Here is a 23215-nt window from a genome sequence, read left to right on the forward strand (position 1 = left end):
CGATTACGCGATGAAAAAATCCTCCGCAAAAATTGTCCCGTTTGAGGAACGGCGAAATCGGAGGGATCCCACTCTGCCGGTCCTTCTCGAATTTCAGAAGCCCTCGACAGCCATCGTCAACGCTCCTGTCCCGCGATCGGCCCAAGGAGTCATTTGGGTGATCGCCGGCATGGTGCTCACCTTGATTCTTGTCACTGGCGTGATGCCCGTCGATCGGGTGGTGACGGCGAAAGGAACGGTTGTTTCTCAATCGCCGACGATCCTGGTGCAGCCATTGCAGACCTCCATCGTACGCTCGATCGACGTGCATGAAGGCGAGGAGGTGCGCGCTGGACAGCTCCTAGCGAAGCTCGATCCGACATTCGCCGCGGCCGATTTCGCTTCGCTCAAAGCCCAGGCGTCGGCGCTCGAGGCGAAGGTGGCACGTTTGACCGCCGAAGGTGACGGCACGCCATTCACATATTCGGGCGCCAAGGCGGACTGGGCCCTGGAAGCGTCGATTTACAGGCAACGAAAGGCGGAGTTCGACGCAAAGACGGAGAACTTCGCGCACCGATTGGGCGAACTCGACGCCCAGATCGCACGCGCTAAATCCGACATTGGGGGATTCCAGGAGCGGCTTCGGGTCGCTCAAGCCGTCGAACAGATGCGCGCCACGCTCCAGGCAAAACAAGTGGGCACCAAGCTCAATACGCTGATCGCCGAGGACAATCGGGCGGAAATGGCGCGTTCCCTGGCCAGCGCGGAGCACGCCGAGGTTGAAGCCACTCTCGGCAAGCAAGCCCTGGCGGCGGAACAGGAGGCCTTCGTCAGCGGGTGGAAGGCGCAGATCGCCGAACAATTATCGGAGGCGAAAGACAAAGCGGTCGCGGACCGCGAACAGTTGAGAAAAGCGAAATTGCTCCGCAATCTGGTGGAGTTTCGCGCCGAACGCAACGCCATCGTTCAGTCTGTCGCAAAAGTCTCCGTGGGTTCTGTACTGCAATCGGGGCAGCAATTTATCACCTTGGTGCCCACGGACGCCGTCCTTCAGGTCGAGGCCGATATTCCCGGCGGCGAAAGCGGCTTCGTCCACGTCAATGACCCCGTGGCGATCAAGTTCGACACTTTTCCCTATAGCCAATACGGAATGGCTGAGGGCGCGGTGCAAATCGTCAGCCCGAGCAGCTTCACTATACATGAAGAGGCGCGCAATCCCAGCGGCCGGGCGCCGGAGCGAAACGGCCCTGAACTATTTTACCGCGCCAGGATCAATTTCACGCGCCTGTCTCTTCACGGCGTGCCCGCCGGATTCCATCTGATTTCCGGAATGCCGGTAACCGCGGACATCAAAGTCGGTAAGCGAACAGTTCTCCAATATTTGCTTGGCGCGGTGATGCCGGTCGCCCATGAGGCGATGCGGGAACCGTGATCACCGGCCGCCAGCGCAGCTGGGAGAGGGAAGAGAAAGGGAAGGATAATGGCGTTCGTTGATCGGTTAATTGGCCTCGCTTCGCCCAAAGCGGCGTTGCGGCGCGCCATCGAACTCACCGAGCAGCGCCGCTTTGTCGAAGCCTTTCCTCTTCTTTCGGTGGCGGCGCGGGCCGGAATTGACGACGCCGACTATCGGATCGCCTTGGCCTATTTCCGGGGTCTTGGAGTTCCTGCCTGTCAATCCGAGGGCGTCGATTGGCTGCGAAAAGCGGCGGAGCGCGGTAGCGTCGAGGCTCAGGTGACTCTGGGAGTCCTTTGTCTGCATGGACTGGCTGGCGGCGAAGAAGCGGATAAAGCCGTGGAAGCTCCTGCGACGAGCCGGCTTTTTGCAACTGTCGCATTGCGGGAGCCGGATTTCAAATCCGCCATGAAATGGGCGCGCATGGCAGCTGATACTGGTTCTGGCGAAGGCCAGGCGCTCGTCGGTTATCTCCGGACCCATGGGCCGGAAGGAATGCGCGACCTCGAGGACGCGCATCGCTGGTACGGGCTCTCTGCGAGCGGCGGGTGCCCGCAGGGCGCGCTTGGTTATGCGCTCTCGCTGCTCCAGCGCGCGTCCGACGAGGCCACGCAGCGTGAGGCGGCTGTGCACCTTCGGCGGGCGGCCGAGGCTGGTCTGCCGACCGCGATCCATTTGCTGGGCTCAGTCACGGAACACGGAATCGGCGTGACGCGCGATTCACACGCCGCCACTGAACTGTATCGGCGCGCCGCCGAAGGCGGCGTACCTGCCGCTCAGGTTCAGTGGGGACGGGCGCTCATCGAGGGACGCCACGTCAGGAAGGATCCGATAACTGGCGAATCCTGGTTGCGCCGCGCTGCACTGGCGGGCGATTCCGAAGCGGCGGCCGCACTCGGCGATCTCTACAGCCGCAATGGCGCGTCGTCGGGCGATTATGCCGAGGCGGCGATTTGGTATCGAAAAGCGGCGGAATCCGGCCACCGAGCCGCCGCCAAAGCGCTTGGAACGCTTTATCTGACCGGCGCTGGGGTCGCCCGCGACGAGAGCGAAGCCACGAATTGGTTGAGGATCTCGGCGGACGCCGGGGACTGCTCGTCGCAAGTCGATCTCGCAAATCTCATTCTGAAGGGCGGTGGAAACGCCGACGACCCGAGCAGAATCATCGGCTGGTTCGGACAGGCAGCGACGGCGGGCGACCCTGTCGCCGCATTCAATCTCGGGCTTTGCCTGGTCAAGGGCTTTGGCGTCGCGCGCGATGAGGCGCTCGCGATGCAGTGGATGCGATGGGCGGCGGAAGCCTTGCCGGAAGCCCAGCACGCCTATGCCCAGATGTTGGCCGAAGGCGTCGTCGCGCCGGCGGATCCGCGAGGCGCTCGGTCCTGGTTCCACATGGCCGCCGATGCGGGAATAATGGACGCGCAAGTTTCCCTCGCGGAAATGATGCTGAACGGCCGCGGTGGCCCTCGCGACATTCACGGCGCTGTCGCCTTGTTCGAGAAGGCGGCGGCCAAAGGCCACGGCGGCGCGATGTTCGCGCTGGGAGCCGTCCATGGCGGCGGCCACGGCTTGCCCACGAACCGCGCCGTCGCCGAGCGCTGGTTTCACGCCGCGGCGGAAGCTGGCCACGCAGAGGCGCGGCTTATGCTCGCAAAATATTTAGCCGACGGCGTCGCAGGCGAGCGCGGCCGCGCGGAAGCGCGTTCCTGTTCTGAACGCGCGGCGCCGCCCGCCGTCACTCGCCCCGGTTCGGAGGCTCCCGGAGAAAATTCGAAGGATATGTAAGCCGCGGTGAGTCAAGGTCGCACAAGCCCCCGCTGACACCTTTGGCCATCTTACAACTTGCAGCCAATCGTCAAATTTCGGTGGTTTACTGCCCCCGCAACCATCTTGATTTGCTCAACCAAAAGCTCCGGCCCTCCAGCCGGAGCTTTTGCGTTTTCGGGCCCCGAAAGTCGCAGAATCGCCGCCAGTTCCGCCGCGCACCTCGGCCCGAAGGGTCTCCCTCCGCCGAAGGCCGCAGGGATAGGCGGTTGAGCCTAGATGGCGGGGTGGAGGATTCTATCGGACTTGAGCTGACGTTGCCCCCTGAGGCTTATCCGGTTTGAAGTTAGCTCTGGCCCAAGCTTGAGGACCAGGGAATGAAGCGCACCCGTTTCAGCGAAGAACAGATCATCGCGATCCTGAAGGAACACGAGGCCGGGATCGCTGTGGCCGAACTGTGCCGCAAACACGGCGTCAGCGATGCCAGCATTTACAAGTGGAAGGCCAAATACGGCGGCATGGACGTCTCGGAGGCCAAGCGGCTGAAGTCGCTGGAAGACGAAAACACCCGCCTCAAACGCCTCCTGGCCGACGCCATGCTCGACAACGCCGCGTTGAAGGATCTGCTCGGAAAAAAATGGTGACGCCCGCTGCAAAGCGAGAGGCGGTCGCGCATCTTCGAACAGCCTTCGAAATGAGCGAGCGGCGGGCGTGCAAGACCATAGGCTGCTGCCGGATGACGGTTCGCTACGACGCGATCCGACTGGATAATCTGGCGTTGCGCGAGCGGATGAAGGCGATCGCCCATGAGCGACGGCGCTTCGGCTATCGGCGTCTGCATGTCCTCCTGCGCCGGGAGGGCTATGTCATCAATCACAAGCGACTGTTCCGGCTCTACCGCGAGGAAAGGCTGAGCGTTCGGCGGCGCGGCGGCCGAAAGCGGGCGATCGGGACTCGGGCGCCGATGTTGATCCCGCTCGCGCCCAATCAGCGCTGGTCGCTGGATTTTGTGTCGGACCAATTGACCGACTGTCGGCGTTTCCGAGTCCTGACCGTGGTCGACGATTGCACCCGCGAATGCCTTGGCCTGGTGGCGGACACCTCGCTGTCCGGCCAGCGCGTCGCCCGCGAACTGGACCGCATTATCGCTGAGCGTGGTCGGCCAAAGATGGTGGTCAGCGACAATGGCAGCGAGTTCACCAGCAATGCCATCTTGTGCTGGGCTGACGAGACGCGCGTCGATTGGCATTACATCGCGCCGGGCAAGCCGATCCAGAACGCCTTCATCGAAAGCTTCAATGGCCGGCTGCGCGACGAGTTCTTGAACGAGACGCTCTTCTCGTCGTTGGCCCACGCTCGCGTCATGCTGGCAAGCTGGCGCGCCGACTACAACGTCAACAGGCCCCATTCCGGTCTCGGCTGGCAAACGCCAGCCGAATTCGCCCACACCTTCCCGCGGCGTGAGCCGGCGCTGCGCAATCCCGCCAGCTCCGCGCCAGCTCACGCCGCTCAACCCGCCTATCAGGGCAAATCCGACCGCCAGAGCGAACTCAAAACTGGATAAAAGTTGGGGGCAAGGTCACTGGAACTCGATCTGCAAAGAGGCCATCAATTTTTTCGAAAACATCCAGGAACGATCACACCTCTTCTGTTGGAACCGTTCGACCCTTGGCCTTTTGCCAAAATACCGGCTTTTAGCAAAAGGTCTGAGCTCGATTGAAATGGCGGCCCTGTCAGCAAAAAATGAGCTCTTCGGTATGCTTTCAACGATTGAGCCATTGCGTGCGCGTCCCGAATACCCGGAGCTGCAAATGAAAATCGATGCCGGGGAAATCACGGCCGCGGACTTGACGATTGAGCAAACTGCGCCGCTCGACGACGAGTGGCCCGGTTATCGACTTACAATGATCGACCCGTCGCAGATCCTTCCCGAAAACCTGGATGCCCCATTCGACATCGCCTTGCTTTCCGGACGGGTTTCGACTGTCGAGCCGATAGAACCGGACCCCGAATTCCTGCGCCTGCAAAAGCTAATGGACGCGGGAGAGCTATCCAGTGCCGATCTGACAGGTGAACAGGTCCGGCTTTTTTCCCGGGAAAAACATCGCCTAGCGGCGGCGGCGGTCTGGCTGCCCGACCCGCGTGTCGATTCCGACGAAGGCGCCCGGCAATTACGAGATAATGGCGCCCATCGATTCCTGGATGATGGCGCCCCCCCGGTAACGGGATGATGGCGCCCGGGTCGTGGGGTTTGCTGGCTGACAATTTCTTGGCGCCTGAGACGGCGCCTGGTCAAGAGGCGATCGTGCTCTTGGCGCGAGCGCGCCGCATGCTTTCTCCGGTCAGTTCGATGCGGTGGGCGTTGTGGACCAGTCGGTCGAGGATGGCGTCGGCATAAGTCGGATCCCCGATGATTTCATGCCAGCGATCGACGGGAAGCTGCGAAGTGACGAGGGTGGATTTGCGGCCATAGCGCTCTTCGAGGATTTCCAGAAGGTCATGGCGCGCCGCGGCGTCGAGCGGTTCAAGCCCCCAGTCGTCCAGCACCAGGAGATCGGCGCGCCCGAGCGAGCGCAGCAGGCGTGCATGGCGACCGTCGCCGCGCGCCAGGGCGAGTTCCTCGAACAGCCGGGGGACCCGCTGATAAATGACGGACTTATTATCCCGGCAAGCCTTATGGCCAAGCGCCGAGGCGAGCCAACTTTTGCCGACCCCGGTCGGACCGATCAGGGCCAGATTGTCGTGGGCGTCGATCCAGCCGCCGTTGATGAGTTTTTGCATCATGGCGCGGTCGAGGCCGCGCGGGCTGCGATAATCAATGTCTTCAACGCAGGCCTGCTGGCGCAATTTCGCGACGCGCAGCCGTGCGGCCAGTCGCTTGTCCTGGCGCAGGGAGGCCTCGCGATCGAGCAAAAGGCCCAGCCATTCCGGATGACTGAGGCCGCCGGCCTCATCGGACGCCGCGACTTCGACGAAGGCCTTGGCCATGCCGTGCAGGCCGAGGGTGTGGAGTTGGTCGAGGGTTGGATGTTTGAGCAAAAGCTTCTCTCCTAATTGTAGTAGCGCGGGCCGCGGATGTTGGCGTGCAGGATCGTCGGCGCCTCCGCGGCGCGCTTTTCGGCGGGCCGACGATCAAGCTTCTTGTCGAGGATGGATTTGACGGAGGAATAGGTGCGCGCTCCGATGGCGATGGCGCGCTCGGCCGCCGCCTCGACGCGCTCGTCTCCATAGGAGTTCGCCAGGCGAACGATGCCCAGGCAGGCGCGGAAGCCCTGTTCGGGATGGGGGCGACGCTCGATGATCTGCTCGCACAAGGCCGCCGTCGTCGGCCCGATCCGCTTGGCGTCGGCGCGGATTTTGTCGATCGTCCAGTTCTTGTAGCGGCGATGGCTGGAAGGCATGTGGTCGGCCACGGTGGTGTGGCCGTGATTGCCGCTCATGCGAAGATGGGCGGCGATCCGCTCGCCCCGGAGGAATATCTCCACCGTCCTGACGGTGATCCGGGCTTCGACCTCGGCGCGGGCGAAGCGGTGGGGAACCGAGTAATAATGGCTGGAGACTTCGACATGGTAGTCGACGCCGACGCGGCAGGTTTTCCATTGCGCGAACTCGTAAGGTTCGACCGGCAAGGACTTGAGCGCCGGTCGATCGACGTCCTCCAGCAATTGCCGTCGGGTGACGCCAAGGCGCCGGATCGCCCGTTCGTCATTGAGTTGCCTCATCATTTCGACGATGGCGGCGTTCAGTTCGGCCAGGCTGTAAAAGGTGCGCCGCCGCAGCCGCCCCAGGAGCCAGCGCTCGACGATCAGCACCGCCCGCTCGACCTTGGCCTTGTCGCGCGGCTTGTAGGGCCGCGTCGGCAGAATGGCGGTTGAGTAGTGGGTCGCCATCTCAGTGTAGGTTCGGTTGACGTCGGGATCGTAGAAGCAGGCCTTGATGACCGCCGTCTTCGTGTTGTCCGGAACGAGGAGTTCGGGGGCGCCGCCAATCGCCGAGAAAGCGCGGACATGGGCGTCGATCCAATCCGGCAGCGCCTGCGTCCAGCCGGCGCAGGCGAACGTGAAGCTCGACGCGCCGAGAACGGCGACAAAGACCTGAGCCTCGCGAACTTCTCCGGTCAGACGATCGATCACGACGGGCACGGTGTCGCCGGCGTAATCGACAAACAGCCGCTCGCCGGCGGCATAGGTCTGCCGCATTGTCACCGATAGCGTCTTCGCAAAGCCCCGGTAGAGGTCGCAAAACCGCGAGTAGCTGTAGCCGCCCGGATTGACGGCGATATATTCGTCCCAAAGAATCGTCAGGGTGACGTGCTTGCGTTTCAACTCGCGATGGACGATCACCCAATCCGGCTCGGCGACACGCCGATGCCCCCGCCTGCTGCGGCGATTGGCGTAGAGAGCGCCTTCCAATGCGATGTCGCTCATGCCTTCCGCCTGCGTCCAGGAAAGCCCCGCGCTTTCGGCTCTTTGCAGCATCTCGCGCACCGTCGAACGCGCCATGCCGAGCCGCCGGGCGATTTCGTGCGCCGAGAAAGAAGAAAATTTCAGTCGAATGATTGCGCGCGCCTGGCGCATGGAAATTCGCTCCGCTGGCATCGATTGCTCCCTTGGATCGCCAAAAGAGCGACTTGAACATGCCAGCGGCGGCCCCCGTCCTTCACGAAATCACCCGGGCGGGATCATCTCGTAATTGGGGGGCGCCATCATCTCGGAATGGGGGGGCGGGATCATTCCGTCACGGGGGGCGCCATCATCCAGGAATTGGGGGGCGCCTTCGTCAGGAATCTACACCCGCGGGCATTGACGCCGCTCGAGCTCCGCCGCCGTGAAATCTGGCGCGACGAGGCCCTTGCGGAATGGCGGCGCGTCGCGAACGACGAACAGTTGCCGCTTTCCCAAACAATTGCCGCCGGAATGAACATCAAATCCGCCCTGAACAACTGGCAAGGCCCCGCGGTCCGCCGTTTTGTGAAAACCCTCAGCGAAAGCGAGGCAAGACATTTCGGCGTTGATTTCCCGGCCGCCCATGCGGACGGAACGAAAGCTTCGGAGTCGATCTTCGACGACCTCGACATAACGTCTGCGACACGGAAGCAGGTAGACCGCTGGCTCCGGCCGAGAACGATCTTCGCCAGGCGAAGCTGAAATTCTCGCGCGGGGGAGCCGCCCCATCCTGAAAAAGCCGCCAAATATAGCACTGCCTGAAAGATGAGAGCCGCGACGGCGAAGCCTCGCGCCGTCTCTCATTCCCGTCACGCATTCGTTCTTCTAACTTTCTCCCGTTAACCCGGGGGCGAATTTGCGAACGGCCCGAGCCGAAACCCTGCTGAACAATCGCTCGACCGAATTTCCAGCGGTTTGGAGACGGCGAAATGTTGTTCGCAATTTCATCCGAGGGCGCGGCCTGACCTGATGCGAACCCGCGCACACCATAATAACTCGGGTTGCGAGCCGGACCCGGCTTTACTGGCCATGGTCCGCGCGCTTGCAATCGAGGCGGCGCGCGCGGATGATGCGGCTGATCGAAAGCGGCGGCATATATCCAATGACCAACAGGTCGAAGATGAGAAATCCCCCGCCAGGCGCTAGGCGCGCGGCCATTTATGCGCGGTTTTCGACCGACTTCCAATCAGATCGCTCGATCGAAGATCAAGTCGGGCTTTGCACGTCCGTCGCCCATCGCGAAAACCTGTCCGTCGTCGCCACCTATTCCGACCGTGCGAAATCCGGCGCGTCGATCTTCGGCCGCGACGGACTGCAAAAGCTCAACAAGGATTCCAAGGCCGGCGTCTTCGACGTCCTGATCGTCGAGGCCCTCGACCGACTGTCGCGCGACATGGCGGATCTCGCGCTCATTTTCCGCGATTTCCAATTCCGGAATATCGAGCTGCGCGCCGTTCATGACGGCGTTGCGGATACGGTGACGATTGGCCTTCGCGGCCTGGTCGGCCAGCTCTTTCGCGAGGACGGCGCGAAAAAGGTGCGGCGCGGCATGGCGGGCGTCGTCCGCGAGGGACGCTATGCCGGCGGCCGCGCCTATGGCTACATGCCGACGCCTGGCGAGCCTGGCAAGTTGCGCATCGTCGAGGCCGAAGCGGAAACCGTGCGCCGCATCTTCGCGGAATATGCCGGCGGCATTTCGCCTCGGGATATCGCCGCCGGCCTCAATCGGGACCGCATCGCGCCGCCGCGGGGCGATTCCTGGAACGCTTCGACGATTAATGGCAACGCCGAGCGCGGGACCGGCATCATCCAAAACTCCATCTATGGCGGCGAGATCGTCTGGAACAAGGTCCGGATGATCAAGGATCCGTCGACCGGGAAACGCATTTCGCGCCCCAATCCGCGAAGCGAATGGCAGCGCTGCGCCGCGCCCGAGCTGGCGATCGATCGTCGATGCCGACTTGCTCGAGGCGGCGCACGCACGAAAAAGCGGCGGGCAAGCGAAGGAGCCAAGGGGCCCGCGCCGCTATACCCGCTCAGTGCTCTCCGGGCTGCTACAGTGCAGCTCCTGCGGCGCCGGCATGGTCAAGCACGACAACTCGTCCGGCCGGCCCCGCATCCGCTGCAGCCGCGTCGCTGAGTCGGGCTGCTGCGACAACAAGCGTCGCTATTACCTTGACCGCATCGAAGCGGGCGTCCTCGATTCCCTCCGGGCCGAGCTCGACCAGCCTGAGCTGATTGCGGAGTTTGTCCGCACCTATCACGACGAGCGCCAACGCCTGGCCGGCGCCAACGTCCGGGCCAGGGCGAAAGACGAGACTCGCCTCGGCAATATCCGCGCCCAGATGACGCGAATCGTCGACATGCTTGCGGAAGGCGGCGCGGCCTTCGCAGACATGCGGGGAAAAATGGAGGCGCTCGAGCAAGAACGCCGGGAGGTCGAAGCGCGATTGGCGACGGCCGACGAACAGAAGGTTGTCGTCGCGCTCCATCCCCAAGCCGTGCGGCGGTTCCGCGAGGCGCTCGACGCGCTCTCCGTGGCGCTATCGAACGATCGGCCGTTGGCGAACCAGGCCTTCCGCGAGCTCGTCGCGAAAGTGATCGTCCATCCTGCGCCGGCGGGCGTGGAGCCGAAGATCGAGATCATCGGAAATTAGCCGCCCTTCTGGACCTAAAGGGCCTCGGCGCCCCCGCCAACATCGCCGGCGCGTCGGTTGGGGGTTTTTTGGTAGCGGAGGAGGGACTCGAACCCCCGACACAAGGATTATGATTCCTCTGCTCTAGCCGGCTGAGCTACTCCGCCCCGATGCGCGACCGGGCCGCGCCTCAAGTGGGCGGTTAATAGTCCGCCCGCGCCGCCATTGTCAAGGAACCGGCATTATTTAATCCGCTCGATCCGTGCGAGAGTGAACAGGCCGAGCGGCGGGATCTTTCGCCTTTCGACGAGGCGCAAGTCGGGGCGGGAGGCGATCCAGTCGCCCAGGATCGCCCACGGAAATTCCGGCCGCCAGCCGAGCGAGGCGGATTTCTGGCCGAGCCAGGATTCGATCCAGGCGAGCGGCCCCGATTCGGCGCCGACATGATTGACCAGCACGATCTCGCCGCCGGGCTTCACCACCCGCGCCAATTCGTCGAGCGTCGCGGCAGGATCGGGAACCACGGTCAGCACATAGGGCGCAACCACCGAATCAAACGCGCCCGAAGGAAAGGCGAGCCTTGTGGCGTCCATCACGCAAAGCCCGGCGACCTGAAGCAGTTTTTCGCGCGCGGCGCGGGTCTGGGCCCGGCGCAGCATCGGTTCGGAGAGATCGACGCCGACCACGGAAACCTTGGCGTCGAACATCGGCAGTTCGAGCCCCGTGCCGACGCCGACATCGAGGATCAGCCCGCCCCGACATTGCGCGGCGGCGACAGCCGCGCGCCGCCCCGGCGCCATGACCGCCGCAAACGCCAGATCATAGACCGGCGCCCAGCGGGCGTAGGCCTCCTCCACATGCGCATTTTCCAATTGCGCGATTTCGCGGCGCGTTTCCGTCATCCGGCGGCGGCGCGCGGCGACGGGACGGCGGGCGTCGCCGCCTCGGTGCTGCGGATGAAGCCGCCGCCGAGCACGCGGGCGCGCGGTTCGGCGCTGTCATAGAAGACGCAGGCCTGGCCGGGCGCGACGCCGCTTTCGTCGTCGACGAACTCCACGACGATCTCGCCGTCGCGCATTTCCAGGATCGCGGGGACCGGCGGACGGGTCGAGCGCACCCGCACCGCGATCTCGCGCCCGGCGTCGGCCATTTCGCCGGGGCCGATCCAGTTGACATCGCGCAGAACCACCCGCCGCGTCGCCAAAGCGGAGCGCGGCCCGACGGTGACGCGCGCCTTCGCGGCGTCGATCTTCACGACGTAAAGCGGCTCGCCGGCGCTGGCCCCCGCCGCGCCGAGGCCGAGGCCGCGACGCTGGCCGATGGTGAAATGCATGACCCCCGAATGGCGGCCGAGCACGCGGCCGTCGATATGGACGATCTCGCCCGGCTGAGCGGCCTGCGGCGCCAGACGTTCGACGATGTCGCTGTAACGCCCGGTCGGAACGAAGCAAATGTCCTGGCTGTCCGCCTTGTCGGCATTGGGCAGGCCGAAGCGGCGGGCGTGCTCCCTCACTTCGGGCTTGGTCATTTCGCCGAGCGGAAAACGCAGCATCTGCAGCTGTGCGCGGGTCGTGGCGAACAGGAAATAGCTCTGGTCGCGGTCGGGGTCCATGGCGCGATAGAGCGCGCGTTCGGCGCCTTCCGCGCGGGAGGCGATGTAATGGCCGGTGGCGAGGCAGTCGGCCCCAAGGTCGCGCGCGACGTCGAACAGGTCGGTGAACTTGAGTTCCTGATTGCAGGTCACGCAGGGGATCGGCGTTTCGCCTTCGGCATAGGATTGCGCGAAGGCGTCGATCACTTTGTCGCGGAACCGCGTCTCGTAGTCGAGCACATAATGCGGGATCCCGAGCAGGGCGGCGGCCTGGCGGGCGTCGAAAATGTCCTGGCCCGCGCAGCACGAGCCCGGCCGGTGCTCCGTCGCGCCGTGATCGTAAAGCTGCATGGTGACGCCGATCACGTCATAGCCCTGCTCCTTGAGCAGCGCGGCGACGACGGACGAATCGACGCCGCCCGACATCGCGACGACCACGCGGCATCTCTCCGGCGCTCCCGGCAGGTCGAGGCTGTTGAGAAGGGTGGAACCAGCGCTCATGAATCCAGAATCTCGCGAAACTCCCCCGGACGATCCCCCGTGGACGAAAGCGCGCGGCCAGCGCCGGGGCATTCCCGATTTTCGCGCCGCGGGACTTTCTTCAATAGGCCGTCGCTTGCCGCTTTTCAACGAATATGGGACGTTGGAAGGCGCAGCGCCAGCGAAGAAAACATGGTTAACGCTGGCCTAGCGCCTGTTTCGAAGCAGGACATTTTCAGCACTGCGCTAAGGATTTGGCAAGAAATAGGCCTACAAACAATGATTTATAGCTCATTTGCGGCCATTTCGCTTAGGCGTTTCTTAAATAGGACGCGCTAGGGTCGTGACGTAGAGCCCAACGCTCCGGATCAGGCCCTGATGCTCAATTCGGGACGTCAGGCTTCAGTCAGGGTTCTCCGCGTAACGTGAGTATTGATCATGACCGAGCCCCACCGTCCGAGGGTCAAATATGTCATCGGACCCGATGGCAGTCCATTGACAATCGCCGACCTGCCGCCGCCCTCGACCAAAAGGTGGGTCATCCGCCGCAAGGCGGAAGTCGTCGCCGCCGTTCGCGGCGGCCTGCTATCGCTGGAGGAAGCTTGCAGCCGCTATACCCTGACGGTGGATGAGTTCCTCTCCTGGCAGATGTCGATCGACCAGCACGGCCTCGCCGGTCTGCGCACGACCCGCCTGCAGCAATATCGCATGTGACGGGGCAAGCGCACTCAGGATTTCCGAAACGCCGGCCCGTGAGGCCGGCGTTTGCTATTTCGGCGCCTGGCCGAGCTTCTCCCGCTCTTTTTCCCCGGCCGGCTGCGCCTTTCCCTCCGCCATGTGGTGATGATGCTCGATCGCCTCGGCGAGCCGGCGGCGCTCGAAATTCAAAACCACGAAAATCGCGATCCCGAGCGGGATGAGCAGGTACAAAAGGCGGAACAGGAGGAGGGCGGCCAGCACGCCGTCCTGGGGCGAGCCCGGCATGCTCTTGAGGAAGACAATTTCGAAAACGCCCAGCCCTCCCGGCGCGTTGGAGGCCAAAGCGGCGGAAAAGGAGAAGATGAACACCGCGACGACGACGAGGAAGCCCGGATTGCCCGCGGCCGGCAGGGCGTAATAAATGATGCCGGCGGCGCCAAGGATCTCGGCCGGCGCGGCGATGAGCTGGCGGACGACGATTCCCCATTTCGGATAGGCGATGCGGACGCCGGAAAGGGTCAGCGACGGCATTTTGACCAGCGATCCAGCGATATAAAGGGCGACGACGCCGAGACAGGCGAGGCCGATCACCCGGGCGGTCGCGGGATGGGTGAGGAAGGCGGGCAGCAGGTCGTCGAGCTGGGCGAGCGCCCGAGGCCGCATCAGCAGGGCGATTCCGCCGACCAGCAATTCGCCGAGCAGGAAGGTCAGCGAGCACACGGCGACGAGCACCGCGACCTGCGCGGCTTTGAGCCCCTTGGTCGCATAGCCGCGATACCGCACCATGGCGCCTGAAACCACGGAAGCGCCGATATTGTGCGACAGGGCGTAAGTGGTGAAGGAGCAGGCGGCGATGAAGCGCCAGGAGATATGGCGCACGTTCAGGTGCAGCAGCGCGATCCAGTCGTAATAGGCCAAAGCGACATAGGCCACGACGGTCGCGCCGAAGGCGAGCGCATAGCGGTGCATCGGAATCGCCTCGAAGGCGGCGATCAGCTGGGGTCCGAGCGATTGGCCGCGAAATTCCTGGAACAGCAGCCAGAAGGAAACGAGGACGGCGGCAAAACCAAGCGCAGGCCAGATATAGTCGAGATTGCGTTTGATGAAATCCATCCGGGCCCTGCAATGCTCGAACGCAGGCGGCCCCCGCGGGCGCCCGCCTGTGCTTCCTTTGCAACAGGCGGCGGTCGAGCGCAAGCCCGGATTGGCGGATGCGTCCCGGAAGGCGGCGTCAGGCCCGCGCGCCGCGCAGGGCCCCGAAGCCCGGCATGTCGCGCGCGATCTCGCCAGCCGTTGGAACCTTGTCCCGGCCTTCGAGCGCCTGCGCCTTGGCCAGCTCCTCGCAGGCCTGGTCATAGAGCGCCTTGGCCTCGTCGAGCTGGCCTTTCAGCTCGTCGGCCGAATGGAGCAGATTGTCACGCCGCGCGCGCGCCGCTTTGGCATAGGTCGAATAGGCGTAATGGGCGACGTCCTTGACCCCCGATTTCTGTTCCTCCGTGGCGATCTCGCGATCGAGTTCGGCGGCCATGCGATTGAATTCGGCGATCATCATTTCGATCTGCGACAGGCGGCGGCGTTTCTCTTCCACCTGGAAACGCTTGAGACGGACGAGCGTATCTCGCGACTTCATCACATTTAACTCCAAAAACGCAGGCTGAAAGATTCCTTCAACCACCAGACAAAATTTCCGCGAGACGAGCGCAAGATTGCCTTATGGAGGTTGCCGTTTCCTTACCCGCGCCGCGCAAAACCGCGGTTTCGCCAAATTTCTTGCGATTAGAGGTATTTGCGGTGGTCGCGATAAGGCTTCGTTAACCCCCGTGCTTAACAATCCTTGTTAAGTTCCCGCCCATGCGCCGATCATGGCGGAGGGGGGAGCGGAAAGGCGGGCCCGCCGGCGCAAGGGGCTGTCGGAACGCCTTTCCACCGGATTTTTTGCTTGCGGTCGAGGAGCTTGCGCAATCTGACGAAATTCGCGCCGATGTCCCCTTGCCAGAGGGAATCAGACTTTGTTAACCATTCGGCGTTAAGGGTTTTCGGAAATGATTTGCGTGGGCGCTCGTCTAGGGCCGTCGACCAGCCGCTGGCCCGGCTGCGATTTCGGCCCGCGTCGCAATTCCTTGGGGCGGGTGAGGACTTCACATGCGCGTATTATTGATCGAAGACGACAGCGCCACCGCGCAAAGCATCGAACTGATGCTCAAGTCCGAGAACTTCAATGTCTATACGACCGATCTCGGGGAAGAGGGCATCGACCTAGGCAAGCTTTACGACTACGACATCATCCTGCTCGACCTGAACCTGCCGGACATGTCTGGTTATGAAGTCCTGCGCCATCTCCGCGTCGCCAAGGTCAAGACGCCGATCCTGATTCTCTCCGGTCTCGCCGGCATCGAGGACAAGGTGAAGGGCCTCGGCTTCGGCGCTGACGACTATCTCACCAAGCCCTTCCACAAGGACGAACTGGTCGCCCGCATCCACGCCATCGTCCGCCGCTCGAAGGGCCATGCGCAATCGGTGATCGCCACCGGCGACCTCATCGTCAATCTCGACCAGAAGACCGTCGAAGTGGCTGGCGCCCGCGTGCATCTGACCGGCAAGGAATATCAGATGCTCGAGCTGCTCTCGCTGCGCAAGGGCACGACGTTGACCAAGGAAATGTTCCTCAACCATCTCTATGGCGGGATGGACGAGCCGGAGCTGAAGATCATCGACGTCTTCATCTGCAAGCTCCGCAAAAAGCTCGCCAACGCCAGCGAAGGCCGCAATTATATTGAAACCGTCTGGGGTCGCGGCTACGTATTGAGAGAGCCGTCCGACGCGGACGAACGAATCACCGCCTGATTGGACGCCAAGGGAGCGTCAGAAGAAATGCGCCACTGAATTTGGCGAGAAATTCTTCACCTTGGATAATCGTTTATCTGGCCAAGGCGATCCGCTTTCCGCATGATGGCTGTGGGATTCAAACAACCCCGCCCCCGCCAGGGTGACGATCCCGCTGGACTGGAAACCCCGCCGACGAGGCGGGGTTTTTCGTCGGCGCGCCATAGCGGCGTGCAAAAAGGCGGAGGCCGATTTTTCGCAAAAACGCCGCGGTAACAAAGGAATTCAGAATTCCAGGCAGATCTTGCCGAAATGCCGGTTGCTTTCCTGATATTTGAAAGCCTCGACGATTTCCTCCAGACCAAAACTCTTGTCGATCACGGGCCTCATGCCATTGGCGTCGATCGCGCGAATCATATCCCTCTGCTGGCGGCGGTTGCCGACGAGCACCGCCTTGAGCTGGATCTGCTTGATGAGCGCCATGACCACGGGCAATTCGCCCGTCAGCCCGGTTAGAATGCCGATCAGCGCAATATGGCCGCCGACGCGCGCCGCGATCATGGATTGCTCCAGCGTGCCGGGTCCGCCGATGTCGACGACATGATCGACCCCGCGACCGCCGGTGAAATCGCGCGCGATCTGCCCCCAATTCGGATTTTCCTTGTAATTGATGAGATGGTCGGCGCCGAGGGCTTCGAGTTTCGTCAGCTTTGCCGCGCTGGACGACGTCGCGATCACCGTCGCCCCCGCCATTTTGGCGAATTGCAGCGCGAAGATGGAGACGCCGCCGGTGCCCTGGACCAGAACCGTTTCGCCCGCCTTGAGGCGGCCGTCGTCATGCAACGCCCGCCAGGCGGTCAGGCCGGCGGTGGTCAAAGTCGCGGCTTCGGCATGGGAATATTTTTCTGGCGCAGGCGTGAAGGCGGCGGCCGTCGTTGTCACCAGTTCGCGGGCGTAGCCGTCCACGCCGTCGCCCGGCACGGTCGCGAAACCCTCGACCTCCGGCTCGCCATCTTCCCAGGATGGAAAGAAGGCGCTGACGACAGCGTCTCCGATCGCGAATTCGCTCACCCCCGGTCCGACCGCCGTAACGACGCCGGCGCCGTCGGCCATCGGGATGCGCGGCTCCTTTGGCCCCCACATGCCGCTCACCACGGCGTAATCGTGATAATTCAGGGAGCAGGCGTGCAGGCGCACGGTAATCTCGCCGGCCTGGGGCGGAGGCGCCTCGCGCTCACCCCGGATCACCTTGTCGAAGCCGCCACCGGCTTGCACGATCATCGCCTTGCTCATGCCAATCTCCCTTTTGCCGCCATTTCAGCCAAGGCTGGACGTTCGGGCAACAGGTCTTTGGGAGCAGTTCCCGCAAATGCGATTCCGGTTTTCCGCAAGGACGCGGGGATGGCGGATTTTTTCGCAGGCGCCGGGCGGGATCAGGCCAGCAGGCCGACGTCCTCGAATTTTTCCTGCATCGTGCGGCGATCGAAAGGCTTGAACAAAATGTCGTCGGCGCCGGCGCGCAGCGCCCGGCCGATCGCCATCGGATCGTTTTCGGTAGCGCAAAAGATGATCTTCGTCGCCTCGCCGCCGGGCATGCGGCGGATGGTGCGCATGAAGTCCAGCGTTTCGGCGCCCGGCCTGCCGCCATCGAGCAGAATCACGTCCGGCATCAGCCTTTCGCAGATCGCCAGCGCCTTGGCGCGGTTGTCGACCTCTTCGCTCTGGAAATGCAAAAGCCCTAGAATGCGACCCGCCACCATGCGGATCACCGCCGAATCGTCGACGATCAGACCCCGCCTCATTTGGAATCCCTCAAGTTCTTCGCCCGCGCCGGTCTCGACGGAGGAGAGGGCGCAGGATTCTCGGTCCGGGATTATGCCGCCCGGCCCTGAACAAAGAGCTAAAGGAATTCGAACTTTCGAAGGGTCAGCCGCCTTTTTGCGACGCCAGCCAGCGTTCGGCCTCCAGCGCCGCCATGCAGCCGAGTCCCGCCGCGGTCACCGCCTGGCGATATTTGTCGTCGGCGACGTCGCCCGCCGCGAACACGCCCTCGATATTGGTCGCGGTCGAATCGGGCGCGGTCTTGATATAGCCGTTGCCTTTCAGCTCGATCTGGCCCGCGAACAGCTCGGTCGCCGGCTTGTGGCCGATGGCGACGAAGACGCCGTCGAGCGGAATCGTCTCCAGCGCGCCGGTCTTGACGTTTTTGATTCGCAGCGCCTCCACCGAAAGCGGATTCTCGCGGCCGAGAATTTCATCGACCACGCTGTCCCAGCGCATCTCGATATTGGGCCGCGCGAACAGGCGCTCCTGCAGGATTCGCTCCGAGCGCAAAGAATCGCGGCGATGGACCAGCGTCACCTTTTCCGCGATATGGGAGAGATAGAGCGCCTCCTCGACCGCCGAATTGCCGCCGCCGATCACCGCCACCTTCTTGCCGCGGAAGAAGAAGCCGTCGCAGGTCGCGCAGGCCGAAACGCCAAAACCCTTGAATTTTTCCTCGCTCTTTTCGCCAAGCCATTGCGCCTTGGCGCCGGTCGCGACGATCAGGGCTTCGGCGGTATAGATCTGGCTCGAATCGCCGGTGAGCCGGAACGGCCTTTGGCCCAGCTCCACCTTGATAATATGGTCGCTGACGAGCTGCGCCCCGACATGTTCGGCCTGGAGCCGCAACTGCTCCATCAGCCAGGGCCCCTGGATCGGCTCGGCGAAGCCGGGGTAATTTTCGACTTCGGTGGTGATCATCAATTGCCCGCCGGCGTCGAAACCCGAGATCAGAATCGGCTTGAGCATGGCGCGGGCGGCATAGATGGCGGCGGTATAGCCGGCCGGGCCGGAGCCGATGACGACGACTTTGGCGTGGATGGGCGACGATTCCTTCGACATGAACTCTCCACGGGCGGACGCGATGAATGTCTGCTGGAGATAAGCGAAAGCACGGCTTTCCTCAAGGCGCCGCGAGCGCGTCCCGCAGCAGCACCGCCATGTGGACGGCCTTGCGTCCGGCGCCGTCGAGAATCTGGTGGCGGCAGGAAAAGCCGTCGGCGACGATGACGTCCTGAGGCTTGGCGGCGCGGGCCGCCGGCAGCAAGGCCAGCTCCGCCATTTTTTTCGACGCCTCGACATGTTCGGCCTCGAAGCCGAACGAGCCCGCCATGCCGCAGCAGCCCGCCTCGATCAGCTCGAAATCCAGCCCCGGGATCAGGCCGAGCGTCTTGCGGACCGATTTCATCACCCCGAAGGCCTTCTGGTGGCAATGGCCGTGGACGTGGATCTTTACGCCCGCGGGCGTTTCCAGCGGCAGTTTCAGCCCGCGCTGCGCCTCGCGCGCGATGAATTCCTCGAACAGATAGAGATTCTTGCCGAGCTTGCCGATTTCTTCGCCGAGGCCGAGACTGTAAAACTCATCGCGCATCGACAGCAGGCAGGACGGCTCCAGTCCGACGATGGCCTCCCCGGCGGCGACCGCCGGCTTCAGCGCCGCCAAGACGCGTTGGGCTTCGGCGCGCGCCTTGCTCACCATGCCCATCGACAGATAAGTGCGCCCGCAGCACAATGAGCGCCCGGGCTCGGGGTCGTCCTCCGCCGGCCGCGCGATTCGCACCCGATAGCCGCCCGCCGTCAGCACCGAGATCGCGGCTTCCGCGATCTCGGGATCGAAATGATGGGCGAAAGTATCGACAAACAGCCAGACATTTCCGCGCTCGCCGTCGCCGAATGGTCCCTCGGCGGAAAAAGGCTGCGCCGCCGGCGGCGGCAGCGGTCGCCGCGAGGTCAGGCCAAGCAGCTTTTCCGCGGCCCAGGCCACGGGCGGAAAGGCGTTGCGGGCCGTGACCAGCCAGCGCGCCAGGCCGCGCCAGCGGCCGAGCCAGGCCGGCAGACCCGCGAAAAGCCTGGTGCGGGACGAGACGCCATGGGCCTCGTTGCGCTGGGCGAGATATTCGGTCTTGATCAGCACCATGTCCACGGCGCTGGGACATTCCTTCTTGCAGGCCTTGCAGGAAACGCAAAGGTCCATGGCGGCGGCCAGCCTTTCGTCGCCGAAGGGTTTGTCGCCAAATTCGCCATTGAGCGCCGCCTTGAAGGCCGCGACGCGCGCCTCGGTCGAATGGGCGGGATCATGGGTGATTCGGAAGCTGGGGCACATCACGCCGCGGCCCTCGGCCTGGCAGGCGCGATTGTGCATGCAGACCGCCACCGCCTTGGCGTAATTGCCGCCGCGGGCAGGAATGCCGGAATAGGCGTCGCCAATGCCGTAAGTGTCGTAACCGGACCAATCGAGATGCGTTTTCATGCCTGCTCCCAGAATCGCCGTGAGCAAGCAAAAAGTCCGCCATGAGGGATCATTCCACCCAGTCGAACGAACGCCGCACCGCCTTGCCCCAGGAGGTATAGAGTTTTTCGCGCAAGCCTTCGTCCATTCGCGGCGACCAGCGCCGGTCGGCGGCCCAGTTTTCCTCGATGTCGCCGGTCGAGCGCCAATAGCCGACCGCAAGGCCTGCGGCGTAAGCCGCGCCGAGCGCCGTGGTCTCGACGATCTTCGGCCGCACCACGGGCGCGCCCAGGATGTCGCTCTGGAACTGCATCAGCAGGTCGTTGACGACCATGCCGCCGTCCACGCGCATTTCCTGCATCGCCACGCCGGATTCCCTGATCATGACGTCGAGCACGTCGCGGGTCTGGTAGGCGGTGGCTTCGAGCGCGGCGCGCGCGAGATGGCGCCTGTCGGCGAATCGCGTCAGGCCGGCGATGATTCCGCGCGCGTTCGATCGCCAATGGGGCGCATAAAGGCCGGAAAAGGCCGGCACGATATAGACGTCGCCATTGTCGGGCGCGCTCGCCGCCAAGGCCTCGATCTCGCTTGCCGAGCGGATGAGGCCGAGATTGTCGCGCAGCCATTGCACCAAAGCGCCGGCGATCGCAACCGAGCCTTCCAACGCATAGACTGGCTTCGCCTCGCCGAGCTTGTAGCCGAGCGTGGTCAGCAGACCGGCGCGCGAGGGAAAAGGCGTCTCTCCGGAATTCATCAGCAGGAAGCAGCCGGTGCCATAAGTGTTCTTGGCCTGACCCGGCCGCAGACAGGCCTGTCCGAACAAAGCCGCCTGCTGGTCGCCGAGCAGGCCGGCGAGGGGAACGCCCGTGAGCGGCCCCATTGCGCCGCCGAAAATCTCGCTGGACGAACGGATTTCGGGCAGGGCTGCGCGAGGAAGCTCGAAAGCGGCGAGCAGAGAATCGTCCCAGTCCAAAGTGGTCAGATTCATCAACAGGGTGCGCGAGGCGTTGGTGACGTCGGTGACATGGCGTCCCGTCAGGCGCCAGACGAGCCAGGAGTCCATTGTGCCAAACAGGACCTCGCCGGCTTCCGCGCGGCGGCGCGCCTCGGGCAGGCAATCGAGCAGCCAGCGCCACTTCAGCGCGGAAAAATAGGTCGTGAGCGGCAGACCGGTTTTGGCGCGAAAACGGTCCGCGCCGCCGTCGCGCGACATTTCCGCAACCAAAGCTTCGGTGCGCGTATCCATCCATACGAGCGCGTTATGAAGCGGGCGCCCCGTGTCGCGCTCCCAGATCAAGGCCGTCTCGCGCTGGTTGGCGATCCCGACGGCGGCAAGGTCGGACGGGCTTAAGGACGCGCCCGCCAGGGCCTCGCCAATAACTTCGCAGGTCGCGCGAAAAATTTCTTCGGCATCGTGCTCGACCCAGCCGGGCTGGGGGAAAATCTGGCGATGCTCCTTCTGGGCGCCGGCGACGATGGCGCCGGCGCGGTCGAAGACGAGGAATCTGGTGCTGGTCGTGCCCTGGTCGATCGCGCCGACATATCTGGTCATTTTTCCTCCCCGGCGAGAAAAGCGTCGATCGCGGCGATTTTCTCGGCGTCGGCGTGCAGGCCGAGCTTCGAGCGCCGCCACAAAACGTCCTCGGCCGTGCGCGCCCATTCCCGTCCAGCGAGATAGTCGAGCTCGGCCTCGCTCAGGCCCATGCCGAAATTGCGGCCGAGGTCCTCGCGCCTGCGCGCGGCCCCAAGAATTTCGTCGCATAAAGTTCCATAGGCGTGGGCGAGGCGGCGCGCTTCGGCGGCGCGGAGAAAGGGATATTTCGCCGCGAGATCCTTCTCGACGGCGGCAAGATCGCCATTGGAAAAATCGCCGCCGGGCAGGGGGGGCGTCGCGGTCCAGGCCCGGCCGCGCGCGCCGAGATGCGCGGCGGCGCGGTCCACGACCTGTTCGGCGACGTGGCGAAAGGCGGTCAGCTTGCCGCCGAGAATGCTGATGAGGGGCGCGCCTTCGATCCCTGTTTCATCGATCGCATAATCGCGGCTGACCTTCGCCGCCGTTCCGCCGCCATCGTCATTGAGCGGCCTGACGCCGGAAAAGGACCATAGGACGTCGGGCGGCGCCACGCCCCGCGCGAGAAAGGCGCTCGCAACCCGGCAGAGATAGGCGGTTTCTTCCGCCGTTATGGCGGCCTTTTCGGGGGCGCCGGAATGATCGACGTCGGTCGTGCCGATCAAGGTGAAATCGTTCTGATAGGGAATGGCGAAGACCACGCGGCCGTCGTCGGCCTGGAATAGAAAAGCGGCGTCGGAGTCGAACAATTTGCGCGTCACGATATGGCTGCCGCGCACCAGCCTCAGGCGCGGCGGATTTCTTGCGCCGATCGCGCCGCGCAAAACAGACTCCGCCCAGGGTCCCGCCGCATTGACCACGAGACGCGCGGCGATTTCGCGCTCGGCGCTCGTCTGCCGGTCGCGTAATGCGATGCGCCAGGCTCCATCCTCGACTCGTGTGCGCATAACCTCGGCGCGCGTCAAAATGTCGGCGCCGCGGTCGGCGGCGTCGCGGGCGTTGAGCACGACGAGCCGCGAATCGTCCACGCGTCCATCCCAGTAAGAAAAGGCCTTGCGCAGGTCGGGACGGAGCGCGGCCCCTTCCGGCGCCTTGCGCAGATCGAGCGCTTTCGCGCCGGGAAGTTTTTGGCGGACCCCCAGGCGATCGTATAGGAACAGGCCGAGACGTAGCAGCCAGGCCGGCCGCGCGCCTGGGGCGACGGGCAGGATGAAGCGCATGGGCCGCACGAGATGCGGCGCGATCGTGAGAAGAATCTCGCGCTCCCGCAGGGCTTCGCGCACCATGCCGAATTCGAGCGTTTCGAGATAGCGCAGGCCGCCGTGGACGAGCTTGGTCGATTTCGACGAAGTCCCGCTCGCGAGATCGTCCTTTTCCGCCAGGCCAACCGAAAAGCCGCGCCCGGCGGCGTCGCGCGCCACGCCGCAGCCATTGACGCCGCCGCCGATCACGAAGAGGTCGTAGAAAGTCGCCCCGCCGCTCACGCCCTCTCCCAGGCTCGA

Annotated in this window: 21 protein-coding genes, 1 tRNA gene and 1 pseudogene; 10 read left to right on the top strand and 13 right to left on the bottom strand. The window is 63.8% G+C overall.

Annotated elements, in window-relative coordinates; all coding sequences use genetic code 11:
• Positions 1-10: 10 nt before the first annotated feature.
• The 5 genes and pseudogenes from K2U94_RS05655 to K2U94_RS05675 all read left to right on the top strand — a co-directional run bounded on the left by K2U94_RS05655 (position 11) and on the right by K2U94_RS05675 (position 5427).
• On the top strand, positions 11-1411 hold the full coding sequence (locus K2U94_RS05655) for an HlyD family type I secretion periplasmic adaptor subunit (protein ID WP_243066277.1): 1401 nt from the start codon (positions 11-13) through the stop codon (positions 1409-1411).
• Between the two features lie 48 nt (positions 1412-1459).
• A pseudogene (locus K2U94_RS20735) lies at positions 1460-1651 on the top strand (hypothetical protein); the annotation flags it as partial.
• Positions 1652-1927: 276 nt separating this feature from the next.
• Complete coding sequence (locus K2U94_RS05665; protein WP_243066279.1) at positions 1928-3217, top strand: tetratricopeptide repeat protein; 1290 nt, start codon at positions 1928-1930, stop codon at positions 3215-3217.
• A gap of 356 nt (positions 3218-3573) precedes the next feature.
• A protein-coding gene (locus tag K2U94_RS05670; protein WP_243066280.1) for an IS3 family transposase occupies positions 3574-4760 on the top strand; the annotation gives its coding sequence in 2 pieces (ribosomal slippage) (positions 3574-3832 and positions 3832-4760; 1188 coding nt in all).
• A gap of 247 nt (positions 4761-5007) precedes the next feature.
• Entirely contained in the window at positions 5008-5427 is a 420-nt protein-coding gene (locus tag K2U94_RS05675; protein ID WP_243066281.1) for a hypothetical protein, read from the top strand.
• Positions 5428-5488: 61 nt separating this feature from the next.
• On the opposite strand, the gene istB is transcribed toward K2U94_RS05675, so the two are convergent.
• Together istB and istA are read right to left on the bottom strand one after the other, a co-directional pair.
• Entirely contained in the window at positions 5489-6235 is a 747-nt protein-coding gene (gene istB / locus K2U94_RS05680; protein WP_243065710.1) for an IS21-like element helper ATPase IstB, read from the bottom strand.
• Between the two features lie 11 nt (positions 6236-6246).
• Positions 6247-7773, bottom strand: coding sequence for an IS21 family transposase (istA, locus tag K2U94_RS05685; RefSeq protein WP_243066282.1), 1527 nt, complete (start codon positions 7771-7773; stop codon positions 6247-6249).
• A 225-nt stretch (positions 7774-7998) separates the two neighbouring features.
• On the opposite strand from istA, the gene K2U94_RS05690 reads away from it, so the two are divergent.
• From K2U94_RS05690 to K2U94_RS05700, 3 genes are all read left to right on the top strand, one after another.
• A complete protein-coding gene (locus tag K2U94_RS05690; RefSeq protein ID WP_243066283.1) occupies positions 7999-8343 on the top strand; it encodes a hypothetical protein in 345 nt (114 codons plus the stop codon).
• Positions 8344-8743: 400 nt separating this feature from the next.
• Entirely contained in the window at positions 8744-9781 is a 1038-nt protein-coding gene (locus K2U94_RS05695) for a recombinase family protein (RefSeq protein WP_243066284.1), read from the top strand.
• Positions 9723-10298, top strand: a complete 576-nt coding sequence (locus tag K2U94_RS05700) for a zinc ribbon domain-containing protein (protein ID WP_243066285.1) — start codon at positions 9723-9725, stop codon at positions 10296-10298. Before K2U94_RS05695 ends, K2U94_RS05700 begins: the two co-directional genes overlap by 59 nt.
• 69 nt (positions 10299-10367) lie before the next feature.
• Here the strand turns inward: K2U94_RS05700 and K2U94_RS05705 are convergent.
• The 3 genes from K2U94_RS05705 to mnmA form a co-directional block, all read right to left on the bottom strand.
• Positions 10368-10444: transfer RNA gene (locus K2U94_RS05705), tRNA-Met, on the bottom strand.
• Positions 10445-10519: 75 nt separating this feature from the next.
• Positions 10520-11179 (bottom strand): class I SAM-dependent methyltransferase, encoded by a 660-nt coding sequence (locus K2U94_RS05710; protein WP_243066286.1) that lies wholly within the window; start codon positions 11177-11179, stop codon positions 10520-10522.
• Positions 11176-12369 carry a tRNA 2-thiouridine(34) synthase MnmA gene (gene mnmA / locus K2U94_RS05715; protein WP_243066287.1) on the bottom strand — a complete coding sequence of 398 codons (1194 nt, stop codon included), beginning with the start codon at positions 12367-12369 and terminating at the stop codon, positions 11176-11178. The genes K2U94_RS05710 and mnmA overlap by 4 nt, the downstream gene beginning before the upstream one ends.
• Before the next feature lie 417 nt (positions 12370-12786).
• Here mnmA and sciP point away from each other — a divergent pair, with 417 nt between their 5' ends.
• Positions 12787-13062: a CtrA inhibitor SciP gene (gene sciP / locus K2U94_RS05720; RefSeq protein WP_243066288.1), complete on the top strand. Its 276-nt coding sequence runs from the start codon at positions 12787-12789 to the stop codon at positions 13060-13062.
• 54 nt (positions 13063-13116) lie between these two features.
• Here the strand turns inward: sciP and K2U94_RS05725 are convergent, their stop codons facing one another.
• A complete protein-coding gene (locus K2U94_RS05725; RefSeq protein WP_243068810.1) occupies positions 13117-14151 on the bottom strand; it encodes a putative bifunctional lysylphosphatidylglycerol flippase/synthetase in 1035 nt (344 codons plus the stop codon).
• 127 nt (positions 14152-14278) lie between these two features.
• Positions 14279-14677: a flagellar export protein FliJ gene (locus tag K2U94_RS05730; RefSeq protein WP_243066289.1), complete on the bottom strand. Its 399-nt coding sequence runs from the start codon at positions 14675-14677 to the stop codon at positions 14279-14281.
• 512 nt (positions 14678-15189) lie between these two features.
• Between K2U94_RS05730 and ctrA the strand changes: the two genes are divergently transcribed.
• Positions 15190-15891: a response regulator transcription factor CtrA gene (gene ctrA / locus K2U94_RS05735; protein ID WP_243066290.1), complete on the top strand. Its 702-nt coding sequence runs from the start codon at positions 15190-15192 to the stop codon at positions 15889-15891.
• A gap of 264 nt (positions 15892-16155) precedes the next feature.
• Here ctrA and K2U94_RS05740 read toward each other — a convergent pair whose 3' ends face one another.
• The 6 genes from K2U94_RS05740 to glpD form a co-directional block, all read right to left on the bottom strand.
• Entirely contained in the window at positions 16156-17163 is a 1008-nt protein-coding gene (locus K2U94_RS05740; protein WP_243066291.1) for a zinc-dependent alcohol dehydrogenase family protein, read from the bottom strand.
• A 140-nt stretch (positions 17164-17303) separates the two neighbouring features.
• Positions 17304-17672, bottom strand: a complete 369-nt coding sequence (locus K2U94_RS05745; RefSeq protein ID WP_243066292.1) for a response regulator — start codon at positions 17670-17672, stop codon at positions 17304-17306.
• Positions 17673-17796: 124 nt separating this feature from the next.
• Positions 17797-18756: a thioredoxin-disulfide reductase gene (gene trxB / locus K2U94_RS05750; RefSeq protein WP_243066293.1), complete on the bottom strand. Its 960-nt coding sequence runs from the start codon at positions 18754-18756 to the stop codon at positions 17797-17799.
• A 61-nt stretch (positions 18757-18817) separates the two neighbouring features.
• Positions 18818-20164 (bottom strand): (Fe-S)-binding protein, encoded by a 1347-nt coding sequence (locus K2U94_RS05755; RefSeq protein ID WP_243066294.1) that lies wholly within the window; start codon positions 20162-20164, stop codon positions 18818-18820.
• Between the two features lie 49 nt (positions 20165-20213).
• Positions 20214-21695: a glycerol kinase GlpK gene (gene glpK, locus K2U94_RS05760; RefSeq protein ID WP_243066295.1), complete on the bottom strand. Its 1482-nt coding sequence runs from the start codon at positions 21693-21695 to the stop codon at positions 20214-20216.
• The gene (gene glpD, locus K2U94_RS05765) at positions 21692-23197 is read right to left on the bottom strand and encodes a glycerol-3-phosphate dehydrogenase (protein ID WP_243066296.1); all 1506 of its coding nucleotides are present in this window, start codon (positions 23195-23197) and stop codon (positions 21692-21694) included. The genes glpK and glpD overlap by 4 nt, the downstream gene beginning before the upstream one ends.
• Positions 23198-23215: the final 18 nt, after the last annotated feature.

The organism is Candidatus Rhodoblastus alkanivorans, assembly GCF_022760755.1.
Lineage (GTDB): Bacteria > Pseudomonadota > Alphaproteobacteria > Rhizobiales > Beijerinckiaceae > Rhodoblastus > Rhodoblastus alkanivorans.